The sequence below is a fragment of the Bacillus cereus group sp. BfR-BA-01524 genome, from assembly GCF_022662595.1.
In the GTDB taxonomy this organism is placed as follows: domain Bacteria; phylum Bacillota; class Bacilli; order Bacillales; family Bacillaceae_G; genus Bacillus_A; species Bacillus_A thuringiensis_S.
In genome coordinates, this window is record NZ_JAKUDW010000108.1 from 1 (window position 1) to 17,401 (window position 17,401).

Below are 17,401 nucleotides of genomic sequence, written 5' to 3' on the forward strand. Positions count from 1 at the left end.
GAAGAAGCGAAAGCTAACGAGAAAGTATCAGCTGAAAAAACTGTATCCAAGGCAAAAGAGGCTTATACAAAACCTTCTTGGAAAGCTGTAGGAACAGAACAAGGTTCATCACCAGCGATGACGTTTAAACAGGGGTCATCAGATTGGAATGAGATGCAAAGTGCAATTGCTGCAGGTATTGAAGTACCGAAGGAGCAATTAGTATTCCATTTTGTTGGAAGAGACAAAACTGGAAAGAGCAAAGCTTATGGTGACGTTCAAGATAAGCAAAGTGGAAAAAGATATTACGTAAATATTGATTGGGTAGATAATGAGGGCTGGAAACCAGTACTTGTTCAAACTCTAAACTAAAAAAAGAGAAGCTCCTTAGGAGCTTCTCTTTTTTTAGTTAACGCAATTTCTTTAATTTAAAATGAACAACCGCGCTATAATACGGTCTTTTGCTTTCAGGATCCATAACCATTTGATGTGAGATGTGATGAACTTCAAGCATAAGTGCTTTATTATTATCGATTTGTTCACTAATTTTTCGTTCTAAAGAAGCTAAGTCTCCCGCTTCAAAAAATTCTATTTTATCTTCTAACATTTCAAAGGTAAATGACATGAAGACGGCCCCTCTCCTATGTAATCAACTATAGTGTAACAAAGAAAAGAAGGAAATACCATGTACATTTCAATTGACATTTTTAGAAAGAGGGAATATCATACTGATAAAACCGATAAGAAAAAGGGGAATTTTTATGGGCACAGAATTTAATGGTTTATTTGATGAGTGGGCTCATACGTACGACTCATTCGTACAAGGCGAAGATATACAATATAAAGAAGTTTTCGCCCATTATGAGGATATTCTAGAGGATGTAGTTAACAAGTCATTTGGTAATGTATTAGAATTTGGTGTCGGTACAGGTAATTTAACAAATAAATTATTACTTGCTGGCCGCACAGTTTACGGTATAGAACCGTCGCGTGAAATGCGTATGATTGCAAAAGAGAAATTGCCAAAAGAATTTTCGATTACAGAAGGTGATTTTCTGTCGTTTGAAGTCCCAAATTCAATTGATACCATTGTTAGCACCTATGCATTTCATCATTTAACAGATGATGAAAAAAATGTAGCGGTTGCGAAGTATAGTCAATTGCTAAACAAAGGTGGTAAAATAGTGTTTGCTGATACGATATTTGCAGATCAAGATGCATATGATAAAACTGTTGAAACAGCAAAACAAAGAGGTTTTCACCAGTTAGCAAACGATTTGCAAACGGAATACTATACACGTATTCCAGTTATGCAGACTATTTTTGAAAACAATGGCTTCCATGTAACGTTTACGAGATTAAATCATTTCGTTTGGGTAATGGAGGCAACTAAGCAATAGAAAGAGGGATTAGATTGAGAATTGCTGTAATTGGAGCAATGGAAGAAGAAGTACGTATTTTACGTGACAAATTAGAACAAGCAGAAACAGAAACGGTTGCAGGTTGTGAATTTACGAAAGGACTATTAGCAGGACATGAAGTAATCTTGTTAAAGTCTGGTATTGGTAAAGTAAATGCAGCGATGTCAACGACAATTTTATTAGAAAAGTATAAGCCTGAAAAAGTAATTAATACTGGTTCAGCTGGTGGATTCCATCATTCTCTAAACGTTGGTGATGTAGTTATTTCCACTGAAGTTCGTCACCATGACGTAGATGTAACAGTATTTAACTATGAATATGGTCAAGTACCAGGAATGCCGCCTGGATTTAAAGCTGATGAGGCGTTAGTTGCATTAGCTGAGAAATGTATGCAAGCTGAAGAAAATATTCAAGTTGTAAAAGGTATGATTGCAACAGGTGATTCATTTATGAGTGATCCGAACCGCGTTGCAGCCATCCGTGATAAATTTAAAAATCTTTATGCGGTAGAAATGGAAGCAGCAGCTGTTGCACAAGTATGCCACCAATATGAAGTTCCGTTTGTTATCATTCGCGCACTTTCTGATATTGCTGGTAAAGAATCAAATGTTTCATTTGATCAGTTTTTAGATCAAGCAGCTCTTCATTCTACAAACTTTATCGTAAAAGTGTTAGAAGAGTTAAAGTAATGTAACAAAAAGGCAACTGTCTCATATAAAGAAAATACATACAGTTGCCTTTTCTTTATTGGCAAACAAGGGGGAGAACACGATGAATGTATATCGTGGAGTTCATGAGTTAATCGGTCATACTCCAATTGTAGAAATTACCCGTTTTTCACTTCCGAAAGGGGTCCGTTTATTTGCAAAACTTGAATTTTATAACCCAGGCGGAAGCGTTAAGGATCGTTTAGGAAGAGAATTAATCGAAGATGCGCTAGAAAAAGGGCTTGTTACCCAGGGTGGAACAATTATTGAACCGACTGCTGGGAATACTGGTATTGGACTGGCACTTGCAGCGTTAGAACATGATTTGCGCGTTATTGTTTGTGTACCAGAGAAATTTAGTATTGAAAAACAAGAGTTAATGAAAGCGCTAGGTGCAACGGTCGTGCATACACCGACTGAGCAAGGAATGACCGGTGCAATTGCAAAAGCAAAAGAGTTAGTAAATGAAATACCGAATTCATACTCTCCAAGTCAATTTGCAAATGAGGCAAATCCTCGTGCATATTTTAAAACGTTAGGCCCTGAACTGTGGGATGCATTGAATGGAGAGATTAACATATTTGTTGCTGGAGCAGGAACTGGCGGTACTTTTATGGGGACTGCATCTTATTTGAAAGAAAAAAATATAGATATTAAAACAGTTATCGTAGAGCCAGAAGGATCTATTTTAAATGGTGGTAAGGCTGGTTCACATGAGACCGAAGGAATTGGATTGGAATTTATCCCACCATTTTTGAAGACATCTTATTTTGATGAAATTCATACGATTTCTGATCGAAATGCATTTTTAAGAGTGAAAGAATTAGCGCAAAAAGAAGGACTTCTCGTTGGAAGCTCTTCAGGAGCAGCATTTCATGCGAGCTTACTTGAGGCAGAGAAGGCAGCGCCAGGTACAAATATTGTAACAATTTTTCCTGATAGCAGTGAGCGCTATTTAAGTAAAGACATATACAAAGGATGGGAATAAAAAATGAGAGCAAAGACAAAGTTAATTCATGGTATTCGCATAGGAGAACCTTCAACTGGATCTGTAAACGTACCGATCTATCAAACAAGTACGTACAAACAAGAAGCAGTTGGTAAGCATCAAGGATATGAATATTCACGTACAGGTAACCCAACACGTGCAGCTTTAGAAGAAATGATTGCCGTATTAGAAAATGGTCATGCTGGATTTGCATTTGGTTCTGGAATGGCTGCTATTACAGCGACAATTATGTTGTTCTCAAAAGGTGACCACGTTATTTTAACAGATGATGTTTATGGTGGGACGTATCGTGTTATTACAAAAGTATTAAACCGCTTCGGTATTGAACATACATTTGTAGACACAACAAACTTAGAGGAAGTTGTAGAAGCAATTCGTCCAAATACGAAAGCAATCTATGTGGAAACACCAACGAATCCATTACTAAAAATTACTGATATTAAGAAAATATCTACTCTTGCTAAAGAGAAAGATTTATTAACAATTATTGATAATACATTCATGACGCCATATTGGCAGTCGCCGATTTCTTTAGGAGCAGACATTGTACTTCACAGTGCAACGAAATATTTAGGAGGTCATAGTGACGTAGTTGCAGGTCTAGTAGTGGTAAATAGCCCACAACTAGCAGAAGACCTTCACTTTGTACAAAACTCAACAGGAGGTATTCTTGGACCACAAGATAGCTTCTTACTACTTCGCGGTTTAAAAACATTAGGGATTCGTATGGAAGAACATGAAACGAATTCACGCGCTATTGCTGAATTCTTAAATAATCATCCAAAAGTAAATAAAGTATATTACCCAGGTCTTGAATCACATCAAAACCACGAATTAGCAACAGAACAAGCAAATGGATTTGGTGCTATTATCTCGTTTGATGTAGATAGTGAGGAAACATTAAATAAAGTACTTGAGAAACTGCAATACTTTACACTTGCTGAAAGCCTAGGAGCAGTAGAAAGTTTAATTTCTATCCCATCTCAAATGACACATGCATCAATCCCAGCAGATCGCCGTAAAGAATTAGGAATTACAGATACATTAATTCGTATTTCTGTCGGTATTGAAGATGGTGAAGATTTAATTGAAGATTTAGCACAAGCGCTAGCATAATAAAAATGCACTGCTAATGTGGAGCAGTGCATTTTTATTATGTTAATTTGTGAAATGTTTCACAAATTAGACATACACAAATGAAATGATTTCATGTATATTGAATTCATGAAATGTTATTCACGAGCAAACTTATGAAATATTTCACAAACAATGGGATTCATGTAGGACGGTAACTCTATTTTTTTTCGCTAATCGGGACTTATTATGACCTATAGGGACTTATAAAGACCGTGATAACAGAATAGGAGGAAATTTACATGGTAGTCGAAGAGAAAGTTGTAAATGAAATGCAAGAGGTAAAAGAGATGATTGATACGTTAGTAAATAACGGTCAACAAGCTTTACAAGCATTAGAAAGTTTTACACAAGAGCAGATTGACAACATTGTTCATGAAATGGCATTAGCAGGTGTTGATCAACATATGCCACTTGCAAAATTGGCTGTTGAAGAAACAGGCCGTGGTGTCTATGAAGACAAATGCATTAAAAATATTTTTGCCACTGAATATATTTGGCATAGTATAAAGCAAGATAAAACGGTAGGAATTATTCACGAAGATCCTTATGAAGAAATAATAGAAATTGCAGAACCTGTCGGTGTAGTAGCTGGGGTAACGCCAGTAACGAATCCAACGTCGACAACAATGTTTAAAGCGTTAATTGCGATAAAAACGAGAAATCCAATTATTTTCGCATTTCATCCTTCTGCACAAAATTGTTCTGTGGCAGCAGCGAAAACCGTATATGATGCAGCAATGAAAGCTGGTGCACCAAAACATTGTATTCAATGGATTGAGAGACCGTCTGTCGAAGCGACGAAACAATTAATGAACCATGATGGTGTGGCACTCGTTCTAGCAACTGGAGGCGCTGGTATGGTGAAATCAGCTTACTCTACTGGAAAACCAGCGCTAGGTGTAGGTCCTGGTAATGTACCGTGTTATATAGAAAAATCAGCACATGTAAAACGAGCTGTTAATGATTTAATTTTATCGAAAACATTTGATAACGGTATGATTTGTGCATCGGAACAAGCAATCATTGTCGATAAAGAAATCTATGATGATGTTAAAACAGAAATGATCGAAAACAATTGTTACTTTGTAACAGAAGAAGAAAGAAAAAAATTAGAAAAGCTCGTTATAAATGAAAATACATGTGCAGTAAATAGTGATATTGTAGGGAAATCAGCACAGTATATTGCCGAATTAGTTGGGATTACTGTTCCTGAACATACAAAAATGCTTGTAGCTGAAATTCAAGGTATCGGAGCAGCATATCCGTTATCTCGTGAGAAACTGAGCCCAGTATTAGCTTGTGTGAAGGCGAATTCATTAGAAAAAGGATTTACATATTGCGAAGAAATGTTGAACCTCGGTGGTTTAGGACATTCAGCAGTTATTCATTCTACAAATAAAGAAGTGCAAAAGCAATTTGGATTACGTATGAAAGCTTGCCGTCTCATTGTAAATGCACCTTCATCACAAGGTGGAATAGGGGATATATATAACGGATTTATTCCATCACTTACACTTGGTTGTGGTTCTTACGGAAAGAATTCAGTTTCCCAAAATGTAACAGCGACTCATTTATTAAATATAAAAAGGCTGGCAAATAGAAAAAAGAATATGCAGTGGTTCAAATTGCCACCAAAAATTTATTTTGAAAAACATGCTACAGCGTATTTAGCAAATATGCCTAACATTTCACGTGCATTTATTGTAACGGATCCTGGAATGGTTGAACATGGCTATGTCGATACAGTCACGCACTATTTAAACAAGCATGCAAATGATGTGAAAATTGAAGTTTTCTTTGAGGTCGAACCAGATCCATCAGATGAAACTGTCTTTAAAGGTGCGGAAATGATGAGAAGCTTTAAGCCAGATGTAATTATCGCACTTGGTGGCGGTTCAGCTATGGATGCAGCAAAAGGAATGTGGTTATTCTATGAGCATCCAGAAACGACATTCTATGACATTAAACAGAAGTTTTTAGATATAAGAAAACGTACATGTAAATATCCGGAATTAGGAAAAAAGGCGCAGTTTGTTGCGATTCCAACAACATCAGGAACAGGATCAGAAGTGACACCATTTGCGGTTATTACAGATAAGAAAAATAATATAAAGTATCCGCTCGCAGATTATGAATTAACACCAGATGTAGCAATTGTTGATCCGCAATTTGTAATGACAGTACCACCACATGTAACAGCAGATACTGGTATGGATGTTTTAACACATGCAATTGAGGCGTATGTGTCTGTTATGGCAAATGACTATACAGATGGATTAGCATTAAAAGCTATTGATCTCGTATTCAAATATTTACCGAGAGCATATAAAGATGGAAATGATGAAGAAGCACGGGAAAAAATGCATAACGCTTCTGCAATTGCAGGGATGGCATTTGCAAATGCTTTTCTAGGTATTAATCACAGCTTAGCACATAAAATTGGTCCAGAATTCCATATACCACACGGACGTGCAAATGCAATTCTTATGCCGCACGTAGTCCGCTATAATGCTATTAAGCCAAGAAAACACGCATTGTTCCCAAAATATGAGCACTTTGTAGCAGATGAACGCTATGCACATATTGCGAGAATGCTTGGGCTTCCAGCAAGCTCAGTAGCAGAAGGTGTGGAATCACTCGTCAAAGCAATTATTGAGCTTGGAAAAAGCTTAAATATTAATATGAGTATTGCAGGGCAAGGAGTAGATAAAGAGCAATTTGAAGAGGTTGTTGGAGTATTAGCAGAAAGAGCTTTTGAAGATCAATGTACAACTGCTAATCCAAAGTTACCGCTTATTTCAGAGCTGAAAGAAATTTATATGGAAGCATATAAGGGTGAATAATGATTACAAAAGAGCCGCAGTAAAGCGGCTCTTTTTTGTTGGAAAACATCTCCCAGAATGCCTGTATTTACTGGTCTTTCAGTTTCATAGAATATGATAAAGTGAAATGGAGGAGTGAGAATATAATGAAAGAATTACAAGGGAAAATAGAAGATTATACTAGGTTCGGACAAATTCTTCTCGCTGTAAGTACATTGTTAATGGTTGGCTTGTTGATTCCGGATGGAGCAAAAGAGACAATCCAATTTTTTGTTATGATGGGGAGCATCGTTATATTTTTAAGTTTATCATTCTTTTTCTTTCAGCGTGTGAAAGTGATGCGTGACCAGTTAGAGGAAAATGAATGTGAATAATATTGTTAACTAGAGCGAGGCGAAAAGAAAGAATCTTTTTGTCGCGCTTTTTGTTTTTTGTAGAAAAATGTATGCGTTTCATGTTGACAATGATAATCCTTATCAATTAAAGTAGAATAGTAGTTAATGATTATCATTATCAATTAGAGGTGAAGGAATGAAAAAGTCTATTACGCTATTTACAGCGATTTTATCTATTTTTTTCTTGTTAATAGGTTGCAGTGCCAAAGGGGACGAAAAAGCGTCTGCAACCAAAACAGAAAAAGGAAAAGAAAAAATCGAAATTACCGACCTGTCAGGGAGAAAGGTAACATTCGATAAAGTACCAGAAAGTTTTGCAACATTAAGTATGGGAGACATGGATATTATTCATGCTTTAGGTGGAAAAGTAGTAGGTCGTCCGGATACGAAATTAACTCTTCCAGAGGAGTTAAAGAAAGCAAAAGTAATCGGGAATGCACATCAACCGAACTTTGAGCAAATTGCTAGTTTAAAGCCCGATGTACTTGTTGCTAACAATGGATTCCAAAAGAATGTGCCAACGGTTGAAGGACAAGGAACGAAAGTAATCATTTCTTCTGCGAATTCTGTACAAGATATTCAAAAGAATATTGAATTATATGGAACAGTAATGAAGAAAGAAGATAAAGCAAAAGAACTTAATCAAAAAATCAATGATCAAATGAAGAAATATGAGAAAAAGAGCGATGTGAAAGCATTGCTAGTGTATGGCGCACCAGGTACTTATTTAGCGGCATTACCAACATCTTTATCAGGTGATGTTTTAGAAAAAACAGGCGGGAAAAATATTGCTTCTGATTTTCCAGAAACGAAAGAATATCCGCAATATGCACAGCTAAGTGTAGAACGTATTATTGAGGCGAATCCAGATGTCATTTATTTAATTACACACGGAGATCCAAAAAGTGTGAAAAAAGCATTCGAAGGCGAAATGATGAAAAATGAAGCGTGGAAAAATTTAGATGCAGTAAAACAAAACCGCGTAGTTATTTTGCCACCTGATTTATTTGGATCTAATCCTGGGACACAAGTTACAGAAGCAATGGACTTTATGTATAAAAGTATACAAGATGTAAGGAAATGATACGTATGGAAAGTAGTGAAGTAGTAAGAGAAAAGGAACATCCTTTTGCGAAAAAAAGATGGATAATAGCAGTTACTTTAGTTGTATTAACAATTCTAGGCCTCTTTTACGGTCTTTTCGCAGGAAGTTTATCCTTTTCTGTACGAGACATTTTAACAGGTATACAAGATGAAGGTTCGACAGTTCATCGAATTGTATGGGATCTTCGCATACCGAGAGTTCTCGTTGGGTTTATAGTAGGAACATGTTTAGCTGCATCTGGTACACTGTTGCAAGGGGTTATGAGAAACCCTCTTGCAGATCCTGGTATTATTGGGGTTTCATCTGGGGCAGGTCTTGTAGCAATTGTCATCATGATTTTATTCCCACAGCATCTAGCTTTTTTACCACTAGGGGCGTTTTTAGGAGCTTTCATAACAGCAATGGTTATTTATGCTTTATCATGGCAAAAAGGGGCACCACCTTCAAGAATCGTCTTAGTAGGAGTGTCAATCAATGCATTAATTGGTGCAGCAACGTCAGCTTTAATGTTATTACATAGTGACAAAGTACAATCCGTGTTACCGTGGCTAGCGGGCGGCATTGGTGGTGTAAGTTGGGCACATTTAAACATGATTATTTATTATGCAATATTCGCCATTATATTAGCTTTCTTTGGTATTAAGCATATTCGAGTGTTAATGCTTGGAGATGAAATGGCAAAACTATTAGGACATAATGTGGAAAAAAGTCGGTTTTATTTAATCGTAGTAAGTACATTATTAGCTGGAATTGCAGTAAGTGTGTCTGGTCTTATTGGATTTGTCGGTCTTGTCGTACCACATATGCTACGTTTATTAGTTGGAAATGATTATAGATATTTGCTACCTTTATCATGCCTTGGCGGCGGGGTATTACTTGTTTTTGCGGATGCAATAGCTCGAAGTTGGTTTGACCCAATCGAATTGCCTGTTGGTATTTTACTGTCCTTCTTAGGTGGTCCTTTCTTCTTATATTTAATTCATAGAGGAGGAAAACAACGTGATTTCCGTTAACAAAGTGTTTTATGCACACTCTGAAAGATTTCAAATGCAAAATATGAATGTACATATTAAGGCTGGAGAAATCGTTAGTTTAATTGGTCCGAATGGATCGGGAAAATCTACTTTGCTTCGTTTAATAGCAAGGCTACTGAAACAAAGCGAAGGGGACATCATTTTAGATGGGAAAAATATTCATATGATGAAGAGTGCTGATGTAGCGAAGCAATTAGCGATGTTACCACAAATGCATGATCATCAATTAGATTTGACAGTGAAAGAACTAATTGAGTTCGGAAGAGGTCCACATAAATCATGGAGTAGCCGCTTAAATAAAGAAGATGAAGAAATTGTTGATTGGGCATTGTCTGTTACAAATCTTGAAGGGTATGAATATCGTCTTTTACATTCTTTATCAGGAGGGGAACGGCAACGTGCTTGGATTGCGATGACGCTAGCGCAACGTACAAATGTCTTATTATTGGATGAACCAACAACCTTTTTAGATATCGTTCACCAGTTGGAAGTAATGGAACTTGTGAAACGATTAAATGAGGAGTTTGGAATGACGATTATAATGGTTTTACATGACATTAACCAAGCTGCTCAATATAGCGATCGTTTACTTGTATTAAAGCGAGGAAAGATTCAGTATGATGGTATACCAGAAGAAGTACTATGCCATGAAATGTTTCAACATGTATTTGGCATAGATGTAGATATTTTTCAAGGAAATGACAAGCCGTTTTTTACACCGAAACGAATTTCTAAAAGGGGAGAAGAGCGATGCAAACAGAAGAGCGTATTACCACTGAATTAGTAAGAGAATTTGTTATGGCAGCTCACGGGGATTTAGAGAAAGTACAAGAGCTATTGGCTGAATCGCCAAGCTTACTTCACGCCTCTTATAATTGGGGTGGATCAGATTGGGAAAGTGCGTTAGGGGCATCGGCACATGTAGGTCGTAAAGATATTGCTCTTTATTTACTAGAAAAGGGTGCTCGGATGGATATTTTTGCAGCAGCTATGCTTGGTGAATTAGAAATTGTACAAGCTATTTTAGTAGCTCAACCAGAAGCATTGCATGCATCTGGTCCTCATGGTATTTCTCTTCTTCAGCATGCACGAATGGGTGGAGAGAAATCTAAGCGTGTATATGATTATTTAGCAATACTATCTTAATGAATGAAGTTCTTATGTGCGGTAAACTTTTCACTTGAAACAATTGGAAAGTTTACCGCCCGTTAGAACGGGATAAGTATCTAGTATATTTGAAAATCCTACACCCCCCTCAATTGTAGTTTTCTTTATGCTAGTTATGATATGGATGCGGTAGACAATATTTGTCTACTGCTTTTTTTAGGTTTATAAGAATGAAAATTCCATGTTTTTATGTTGGTTCATTTATCCCGCTATTTTCCAGGCAGTAAGACACCCGCCTAAAAATTCAGCTAAAGTAAAGAAGTTAGACGGGAGATCCACTGCCCGTAAATGCCCGATTGGTGAAGGCTAATAATCAGTGGGGATGAACAAAATTCCCCACTAATTAAAGTTTCACTTTATAATAGATAGTAACATTTCGTATACATACAAAACATGATCGTGAAATTAAGAACAAATTAGTGGAAAGGAGTGCCAGCATGTTTCATACAGAACGTTTACAAATTCGCAAATATACAATGGATGATTTACAGTTCTACGCTTCACTATGGGGGAACGAGAAGGTAATGCGCTATATTGGAAATGGGACGTTAAAAACATATATACAGTGTAAAAAAAGTCTGGAGGAATGGGTGATTCCTAGCTATAAAAACGGTCTCGGTTTATTTGTATTGATTGAAAAGGAAACGGGAACAAGAATTGGTCATGCAGGGCTGATACAGCAGAAGATAGATGGAAAAGAGGAAATTGAAATTGGTTATTGGTTACTTCCTCAGTATTGGGGAAAAGGGTATGCAAAAGAAGCGGCGGCAGCATTTCGTGACTATGGTTTCCAAGCATTACGAATGAATAAATTAATTTCTCTTATTAATCCGAATCATCCGGCCTCAATATTTGTTGCTAGAAAAACAGGGCTCAGCTATGAGAAAACAACGTCATTTCATGGAATCGATGTTCTAGTTTATTCTATTAAGCGTGTTGGATGAAAAAATTACTTTTTTAAAGGTAAATTACATTTTTTGAAGAATGGTATATGAAAATAAAGGGAGGGGTTACATGTACATTTATCATAATGGACTTATTATTCGTGAGGGAACGAGTAGTGTACCAGCATATGCAATTAAAGCTTTGTTTGAAGATGCCGGTTGGAGTAATGATAATATCCCTTCGTGGCAAATTGAAAAATTTACGATAGCATTCGAAAATTCAACATGGGCTTTCACAATTTGGGATGAGGAAGAGATGATTGCGATGATTAGAGTCATTTCTGATGGAATTATGATCGCGAACATAGTAAATTTAGTTGTGAAGTGTGAATATAGAGGGAAGGGATTAGGTAAGAAGCTTGTAGCTCTTTGCTTGCAAAAACTTCCCCACGGTGATTGGTTTGCACATACATCAGCGAACAATTTTGATTTTTATAGAAGCTGTGGATTTGAAGTTAGAGAGCTATCGAGAAATGGAACATGTGCGTATTATGGATATCAAGTCGCGAAAAGAGATGGTCACCGATAAATGAAGGAAAAGAAAAAGTATAGCGAGGTAATTTTGAGACTTTTGATAATAGAGAATGGATTGAGGCTCTTTTTATGATAAAATAAAAGAAAATTCTGTTTATTATTAAGGGGATAAAAATGAGTATAAAAGTTGGGGATGTATTTAAATATGAAAGAAGATTTACTGAGGAAGAAGTTTTTGAATTTGCAAATATTACCGGTGATAAAGGTAGACACCATGTGGAATACGATGAAAACGGAAGATTAATGGTTCATGGTTTATTGACTGCTAGCATTGGGACGAAAGTGGGAGAAGAGTTACATTACATAGCAAGAGAATTAGTAAGTGAGTTTATTAGACCAGTTTTCACAGGAGATACGATCACTTGTGAACTAACGTTAACAAATGTTGAGCAAATGGAAGGTTATAAAAAAGTTTCAATCGAGTCAGTTTATCGCAATCAGGATGAAAAGACAGTACTAGTTGGGACAAGTTATGGAATTATAAGGGGATAAAAAAGAAGCCTGTTTAACAGGCTTCTTTTTTATTATTTAGTAAACACGTTTTCGGTTTTCCGCATAACTAGAGATGAGTAATAATGCAGTTTCTTCTCCTATATTACGAACAATATGAGGAACGCATGCATTCCATGAGAAAGAATCACCTTCTTCTACAATTGCAATATCTTCACCGTGCTGAACTTCTAGTTTTCCGCGTAATACAAGGTGACATTCTTCCCCTTCATGGGCATTTGGTGAGTTTTCTTTCGGGAATCCAGTAGGGATTTCTACTAAAGATAGGCGAAGCCCCCCTTGCTCCGCAACATGTTCAATTCTTTGCTCATCTTTGCCGTATACACTGTATTTCCGTTCTTCTTTTTTGACAATTTTTAATCGATCTTTTTGCTCTAACAATAAATAGGGAAGGGGAACGTTTAAAAAATTGGAGATCGTTTCTAAAGTTGAGATAGATGGTGATGTTTTATTATTTTCAACCTGACTCATAAATCCTTTAGAAAGACCTGTTCCCTCGCAAATTTGTGCGATTGTTATGCCTCTACGTTGACGAATTTCACGTATTGCAGAACCAATATTCATAAAATCAAGCTCCTTTTTGTAAACAACTATTTGTATCATAGCAAAAAAAATATATTTTTTCCCAGTGAAAATGAATTGACGAATAAAAAAAATTAGTGTATGTTTTGTAATGTAAATAAAAGTTTTGTATAAGAAAACTATAAAGGAGAGAATGAAATGAATCAACATATTGGTAACTTAATTATTCGTATCGTGTTAGGGGTAACATTCTTCATGCACGGTTTAACAAAATTCCAATCAGGAATTGACAATATTGCAGGGTGGTTTACAAGCATTGGTTTACCAGGAGGACTTGCATACGGTGTAGCAACGTTTGAATTAGTTGGAGGCCTATTATTAATTCTAGGTTTAGGGGTAAGATATATTGGATTATTATTTGCACTTGTTATGGTTGGAGCAATTGTAAAAGTGAAATGGTCAGCTGGCTTATTGGGAGATGGAAAAAATCCTGGTTTCGAATTAGAACTTGCATTATTAGCAATGGGTGCATACTTATTTGTTGCAAAGGCTGATGGTTTTGTAGATAATTTTTTAAAAGAAAAAATGTCAAAGAAGAACTAATTTAAATGGGGGGCTAACAAGATGAGTTTTCAACTTCATCCCGATACAACACTTGATGTTGTTCATTTATACGTATCTAATGTAAAGAAATCACTAGAGTTTTATACGGAAGTACTAAGTATGAAGGTGCTAAAAGAAGAAGCAGCAGTCGTTACATTTGGGAATGAAAATGATGAACCACTTCTTATCATTGAAGAAAAGAAAGAAGCTTTTCCGAAGCAAAGAGGAAGAACAGGGTTATATCATTACGCAATTTTATTACCAAGTAGACAGGATTTAGCGAATGTTCTTCGTCATCTTGTAGAGATGGTATATCCACTACATGGTGGAGCCGATCATTACTTTAGTGAAGCTCTTTATTTAGCTGATCCAGATGGAAACGGGATTGAAATTTATCATGATCGACAAAAAGAAGTTTGGCGTGATGAGAATGGAGAACTACCATTTGTTAGTAACCCGTTAGCTGGTGAAGAATTATTACAGCAAGGAAGTACATGGAATGGCTTTCCAGCTGGTACTGTGATGGGGCATATTCATTTCCATGTAGCTGATTTAGAGGAAGCTAAACGTTTCTATGTTGATGGTCTTGGTTTTGAAGTAACGATCCCAGCTCGTAATGGAGCGTTGTTCGTATCTGCAGGTGGTTATCATCACCATATCGGTTTAAATACATGGCAAGGTGAAGGGGTACCACCGCAAATGCCAGGTTCTGTTGGTTTAAAATATTTCACAGTTGTACTAGCGAATGAAAAACAAAAAGAGCAAGTATGTGAAAGCTTAAAAAATATTGGCAAGATTGCTACGTACAAAGATGGAATATTACAAGTCGAGGATCCATTTGGACATTGTATCCATTTCAAAATAAAAGGAGAAGCCTAAAAAGGCTTCTCTTTTTTATTTTCTTATAATTGCTTTTTCGTTTTGTAAAAATAGTTCATCAAATTGCTTTGCAAGCTCAAAATCTAGTTTCGTTAAACCTTTTGCATTCCAAGATGACAAAGTAATAATAACTGCTTTATACTGGATAAGGATAAATGGATGGTGATTATGTTCTTCTGATAGTTTGGCGGCTACAGAGACAAATTCGACTCCTTTTAAGTAGTCGGAAAACATATATTTTCGTTCAATCCATTTCTCATCTTTTACCATCCATTTATCTACCTTCAATAATTCCTCGTGAACTTCTTCTTCAGTTAATCGTAGCATCATTTTTCACATCCTTTACTGGAAGTAACGCAAGACCATTGTTAATAAGGCGTGTTACAGCTTCGTCAGTTGTGAAAGTAGAAAGTTGATGTAGTAATGCTGCCGATGTTTCATGCCCTTTGTTATGCTCTAAAAGTAACTCTAATACTTCAAGGCGCAGCAACCATTCTTTCGCATAAAATTTATTTAATACTTCTTGAATTGCTACTAATTGATCGATATGCGCGTCGTGTAAAATCCCCTCATTTCGAATATCTCGAACTGTTTGATACATACGTTCAAGTTCATTCAGTACAAGTGGAGCAGGAATTTCTTGAACTTCTTCATCCATTGGGAAAAATGCTGCGGCATCTGCGGCACCTGGGAATACTGAAGTGATTTGTGAGCCAACAGCCATATCAAATGCGCCCCATGAAGCATCAAATAAAACGCGGGCGTTATAAGTAACTGTGCAATCGATAAAGGAAATAAGAGCAATTTTCTTATCGTTTTTTACAATATCTGTTACTGTTCCTTTTACATGAATACCACTTGCAAAAGTAAGCGCAGCGATATTTCCAATTGTAATTCCTAATGATTGTAGTTGTTCGTCTGTACAATTTTCTAATGTAATATTTTCAGTGAGTAATCCAATCGGTGTTCCAAATCCGTCACTGTGTACAGAAGTAGAATGATTCGCTAGCTGTTTATTATGAAGCGCTAATGCCGTTGGCGAATTTGTGCGCATGTAAATTAATTCACCTGTATCGTTTTCAATTGTCTCGCTAAATGTACCTGTAATTTGTAATCCACTATTTAGCTCAGCAGTTGCATAGTTCTCAGAGCGAATTGCTTTTTCTAAACCTTCTTTTCCACCTGTTTTAAAGGCCATTGTTTTAGAAAATGTTTCAAGCGCATCTGTTAATTCTTCAAAGGATTCACAAACAAATAGTTGTGGTTGCATTTTTGTTACGTCATAAGTTGTCCCTGTACATGCTTCGATAGAAAATGGAACCTTTTCTACAGCGTCTGTTAAGCAATGTTTGCTTTCGCCAACAGAAGAAAGGAGACCAGCACCATATATCTTTGGATCATCTATATTTCCGATCAATCCATATTCTACTGTCCACCAGAAAAGACGTGAAATTTGTTCAGCTTCTGATAAACCAGAAACTAAGTTTTGTTTTTCAATTACAGCATTTTCAGCAGCCTTAACTTCATCAGGAGTAGAAGTAGGGCTTTCTTTTACTATCGTTAATGTACGAACAGCTTCAAATGCATCATGTTCTTCTTTTGTAGAGAAAGCTTTTGCACCAATTTGCCCAAAACGTTTCACATATTTTGCATATGTAGAATCAAGTAAAATCGGTGCGTGTCCTGCGGCTTCGTGTACGATATCTGGAGCTGGTGTGTACTCGATATTTTCTACTTTCCGAATATCTGTTGCAATCGGTAGTAATCCATGTCCTTGAAAATCGAAGAATGCTACGCCGGGAATAAGTCCGTCAATCGTTACAGCACCCCAGCCACTTGGAGCCAAACACTCATTCATTTCTTCTACTTTTGGAATTGCATCTATATTAATACCAGATGATTGTAGTCCGTTCACATAGGCTGGATGAGCAACGTCTTTTAAGAAACTATGATTTTGTCTCATAATATAACGCCACACAGCGTGATTCACCGGTGTGTATTGATCATAATGTTGTGTGGATACGAATGGTTTTAAATGCGATGGAATTTCTGTTTTCTTTGTCATTAAGACATCCTCCTTTTTTTCAATAAAATTGAATATCGATTTCGTATAGCTTGTATCACCTCCTTTCATTTTTTTGTAAGCGCTTATAAAATTTTATCATAAGATTCGGAATTATTTAACATCTGTTTCTGTGAGAAATAGAAAAAGCCCCTATCGGAAAATCCGATAGGGGCGAAAGAATCGCGGTACCACCCTATTTGTAAGTGAAAATATACTTACATCTCAATTAATGATAACGGAAAAATTCCGTCTTTTCCTTCATGCATAAAAGCACTACGAAAAAGAAGCTCCAGAATTGTAATTCATACTTATATATGTGCTAATTTCCACCGACCATTAGCTCTCTGTAACAGGGATATAAGATACTACTGCGATTCTTTCAACGCGTATATATGAAATTGTATAAGGGGATGGACGCAAAAAAGTCCCTATCGGAAAATCCGATAGGGACGATAAAAATCGCGGTACCACCCTATTTGTAAACAAGTAATTGTTTACCACTCACTTTACGATAACGGAAAGATCCGTCTTTCTCTTCATGCATAAAAAGCATTACGGGAAAGAAGCT

The 17,401-nt window shown here is 36.5% G+C and carries 20 protein-coding genes and 1 other annotated feature; of the genes, 16 read left to right on the forward strand and 4 right to left on the reverse strand.

The window, feature by feature from the left end:
• A partial coding sequence (locus tag MR170_RS25795; RefSeq protein WP_242309904.1) for a DUF1510 family protein occupies nt 1-351 on the forward strand: 351 nt, incomplete at its 5' end.
• Nucleotides 352-388: 37 nt separating this feature from the next.
• Here MR170_RS25795 and MR170_RS25800 read toward each other — a convergent pair.
• Nucleotides 389-604: a YrzA family protein gene (locus MR170_RS25800; RefSeq protein WP_000010979.1), complete on the reverse strand. Its 216-nt coding sequence runs from the start codon at nt 602-604 to the stop codon at nt 389-391.
• A gap of 136 nt (nt 605-740) precedes the next feature.
• On the opposite strand from MR170_RS25800, the gene MR170_RS25805 reads away from it, so the two are divergent.
• From MR170_RS25805 to MR170_RS25865, 13 genes are all read left to right on the forward strand, one after another.
• Nucleotides 741-1,379: a class I SAM-dependent DNA methyltransferase gene (locus MR170_RS25805; RefSeq protein WP_000536323.1), complete on the forward strand. Its 639-nt coding sequence runs from the start codon at nt 741-743 to the stop codon at nt 1,377-1,379.
• Nucleotides 1,380-1,393: 14 nt separating this feature from the next.
• Complete coding sequence (mtnN, locus tag MR170_RS25810) at nt 1,394-2,089, forward strand: 5'-methylthioadenosine/S-adenosylhomocysteine nucleosidase (RefSeq protein ID WP_242309907.1); 696 nt, start codon at nt 1,394-1,396, stop codon at nt 2,087-2,089.
• Between the two features lie 82 nt (nt 2,090-2,171).
• Entirely contained in the window at nt 2,172-3,095 is a 924-nt protein-coding gene (locus MR170_RS25815; protein WP_001103877.1) for an O-acetylserine dependent cystathionine beta-synthase, read from the forward strand.
• Nucleotides 3,096-3,098: 3 nt separating this feature from the next.
• Nucleotides 3,099-4,232, forward strand: a complete 1,134-nt coding sequence (locus MR170_RS25820; RefSeq protein WP_001201921.1) for a bifunctional cystathionine gamma-lyase/homocysteine desulfhydrase — start codon at nt 3,099-3,101, stop codon at nt 4,230-4,232.
• A gap of 260 nt (nt 4,233-4,492) precedes the next feature.
• The gene (gene adhE / locus MR170_RS25825) at nt 4,493-7,096 is read left to right on the forward strand and encodes a bifunctional acetaldehyde-CoA/alcohol dehydrogenase (protein WP_242309910.1); all 2,604 of its coding nucleotides are present in this window, start codon (nt 4,493-4,495) and stop codon (nt 7,094-7,096) included.
• 125 nt (nt 7,097-7,221) lie between these two features.
• Nucleotides 7,222-7,449, forward strand: a complete 228-nt coding sequence (locus MR170_RS25830; protein ID WP_000661454.1) for a YrhC family protein — start codon at nt 7,222-7,224, stop codon at nt 7,447-7,449.
• Between the two features lie 157 nt (nt 7,450-7,606).
• Nucleotides 7,607-8,554: an ABC transporter substrate-binding protein gene (locus tag MR170_RS25835; RefSeq protein WP_242309912.1), complete on the forward strand. Its 948-nt coding sequence runs from the start codon at nt 7,607-7,609 to the stop codon at nt 8,552-8,554.
• Between the two features lie 5 nt (nt 8,555-8,559).
• On the forward strand, nt 8,560-9,588 hold the full coding sequence (locus MR170_RS25840) for a FecCD family ABC transporter permease (protein ID WP_002082127.1): 1,029 nt from the start codon (nt 8,560-8,562) through the stop codon (nt 9,586-9,588).
• Nucleotides 9,575-10,393 carry an ABC transporter ATP-binding protein gene (locus MR170_RS25845; protein WP_016080224.1) on the forward strand — a complete coding sequence of 273 codons (819 nt, stop codon included), beginning with the start codon at nt 9,575-9,577 and terminating at the stop codon, nt 10,391-10,393. The genes MR170_RS25840 and MR170_RS25845 overlap by 14 nt, the downstream gene beginning before the upstream one ends.
• Nucleotides 10,360-10,755 carry an ankyrin repeat domain-containing protein gene (locus MR170_RS25850; protein ID WP_029443341.1) on the forward strand — a complete coding sequence of 132 codons (396 nt, stop codon included), beginning with the start codon at nt 10,360-10,362 and terminating at the stop codon, nt 10,753-10,755. Before MR170_RS25845 ends, MR170_RS25850 begins: the two co-directional genes overlap by 34 nt.
• Before the next feature lie 386 nt (nt 10,756-11,141).
• Nucleotides 11,142-11,720: a GNAT family N-acetyltransferase gene (locus MR170_RS25855; protein WP_141542485.1), complete on the forward strand. Its 579-nt coding sequence runs from the start codon at nt 11,142-11,144 to the stop codon at nt 11,718-11,720.
• Between the two features lie 70 nt (nt 11,721-11,790).
• A complete protein-coding gene (locus MR170_RS25860; RefSeq protein ID WP_242309914.1) occupies nt 11,791-12,249 on the forward strand; it encodes a GNAT family N-acetyltransferase in 459 nt (152 codons plus the stop codon).
• A gap of 119 nt (nt 12,250-12,368) precedes the next feature.
• Nucleotides 12,369-12,746, forward strand: coding sequence for a hotdog family protein (locus MR170_RS25865; protein WP_016080227.1), 378 nt, complete (start codon nt 12,369-12,371; stop codon nt 12,744-12,746).
• A 36-nt stretch (nt 12,747-12,782) separates the two neighbouring features.
• Here the strand turns inward: MR170_RS25865 and MR170_RS25870 are convergent, their stop codons facing one another.
• Nucleotides 12,783-13,328 (reverse strand): helix-turn-helix domain-containing protein, encoded by a 546-nt coding sequence (locus MR170_RS25870; protein WP_001020693.1) that lies wholly within the window; start codon nt 13,326-13,328, stop codon nt 12,783-12,785.
• 156 nt (nt 13,329-13,484) lie between these two features.
• On the opposite strand from MR170_RS25870, the gene MR170_RS25875 reads away from it, so the two are divergent.
• Together MR170_RS25875 and MR170_RS25880 are read left to right on the forward strand one after the other, a co-directional pair.
• Nucleotides 13,485-13,889, forward strand: coding sequence for a DoxX family protein (locus MR170_RS25875; RefSeq protein WP_001071553.1), 405 nt, complete (start codon nt 13,485-13,487; stop codon nt 13,887-13,889).
• A 21-nt stretch (nt 13,890-13,910) separates the two neighbouring features.
• Nucleotides 13,911-14,768: a VOC family protein gene (locus MR170_RS25880; protein WP_016080228.1), complete on the forward strand. Its 858-nt coding sequence runs from the start codon at nt 13,911-13,913 to the stop codon at nt 14,766-14,768.
• A 15-nt stretch (nt 14,769-14,783) separates the two neighbouring features.
• On the opposite strand, the gene MR170_RS25885 is transcribed toward MR170_RS25880, so the two are convergent.
• Entirely contained in the window at nt 14,784-15,098 is a 315-nt protein-coding gene (locus tag MR170_RS25885) for a 4a-hydroxytetrahydrobiopterin dehydratase (RefSeq protein ID WP_016080229.1), read from the reverse strand.
• A complete protein-coding gene (locus MR170_RS25890; RefSeq protein ID WP_242309916.1) occupies nt 15,079-16,833 on the reverse strand; it encodes an aromatic amino acid hydroxylase in 1,755 nt (584 codons plus the stop codon). The genes MR170_RS25885 and MR170_RS25890 overlap by 20 nt, the downstream gene beginning before the upstream one ends.
• A gap of 164 nt (nt 16,834-16,997) precedes the next feature.
• Nucleotides 16,998-17,225: a binding site (T-box leader), on the reverse strand.
• Between the last annotated feature and the right edge of the window lie 176 nt (nt 17,226-17,401).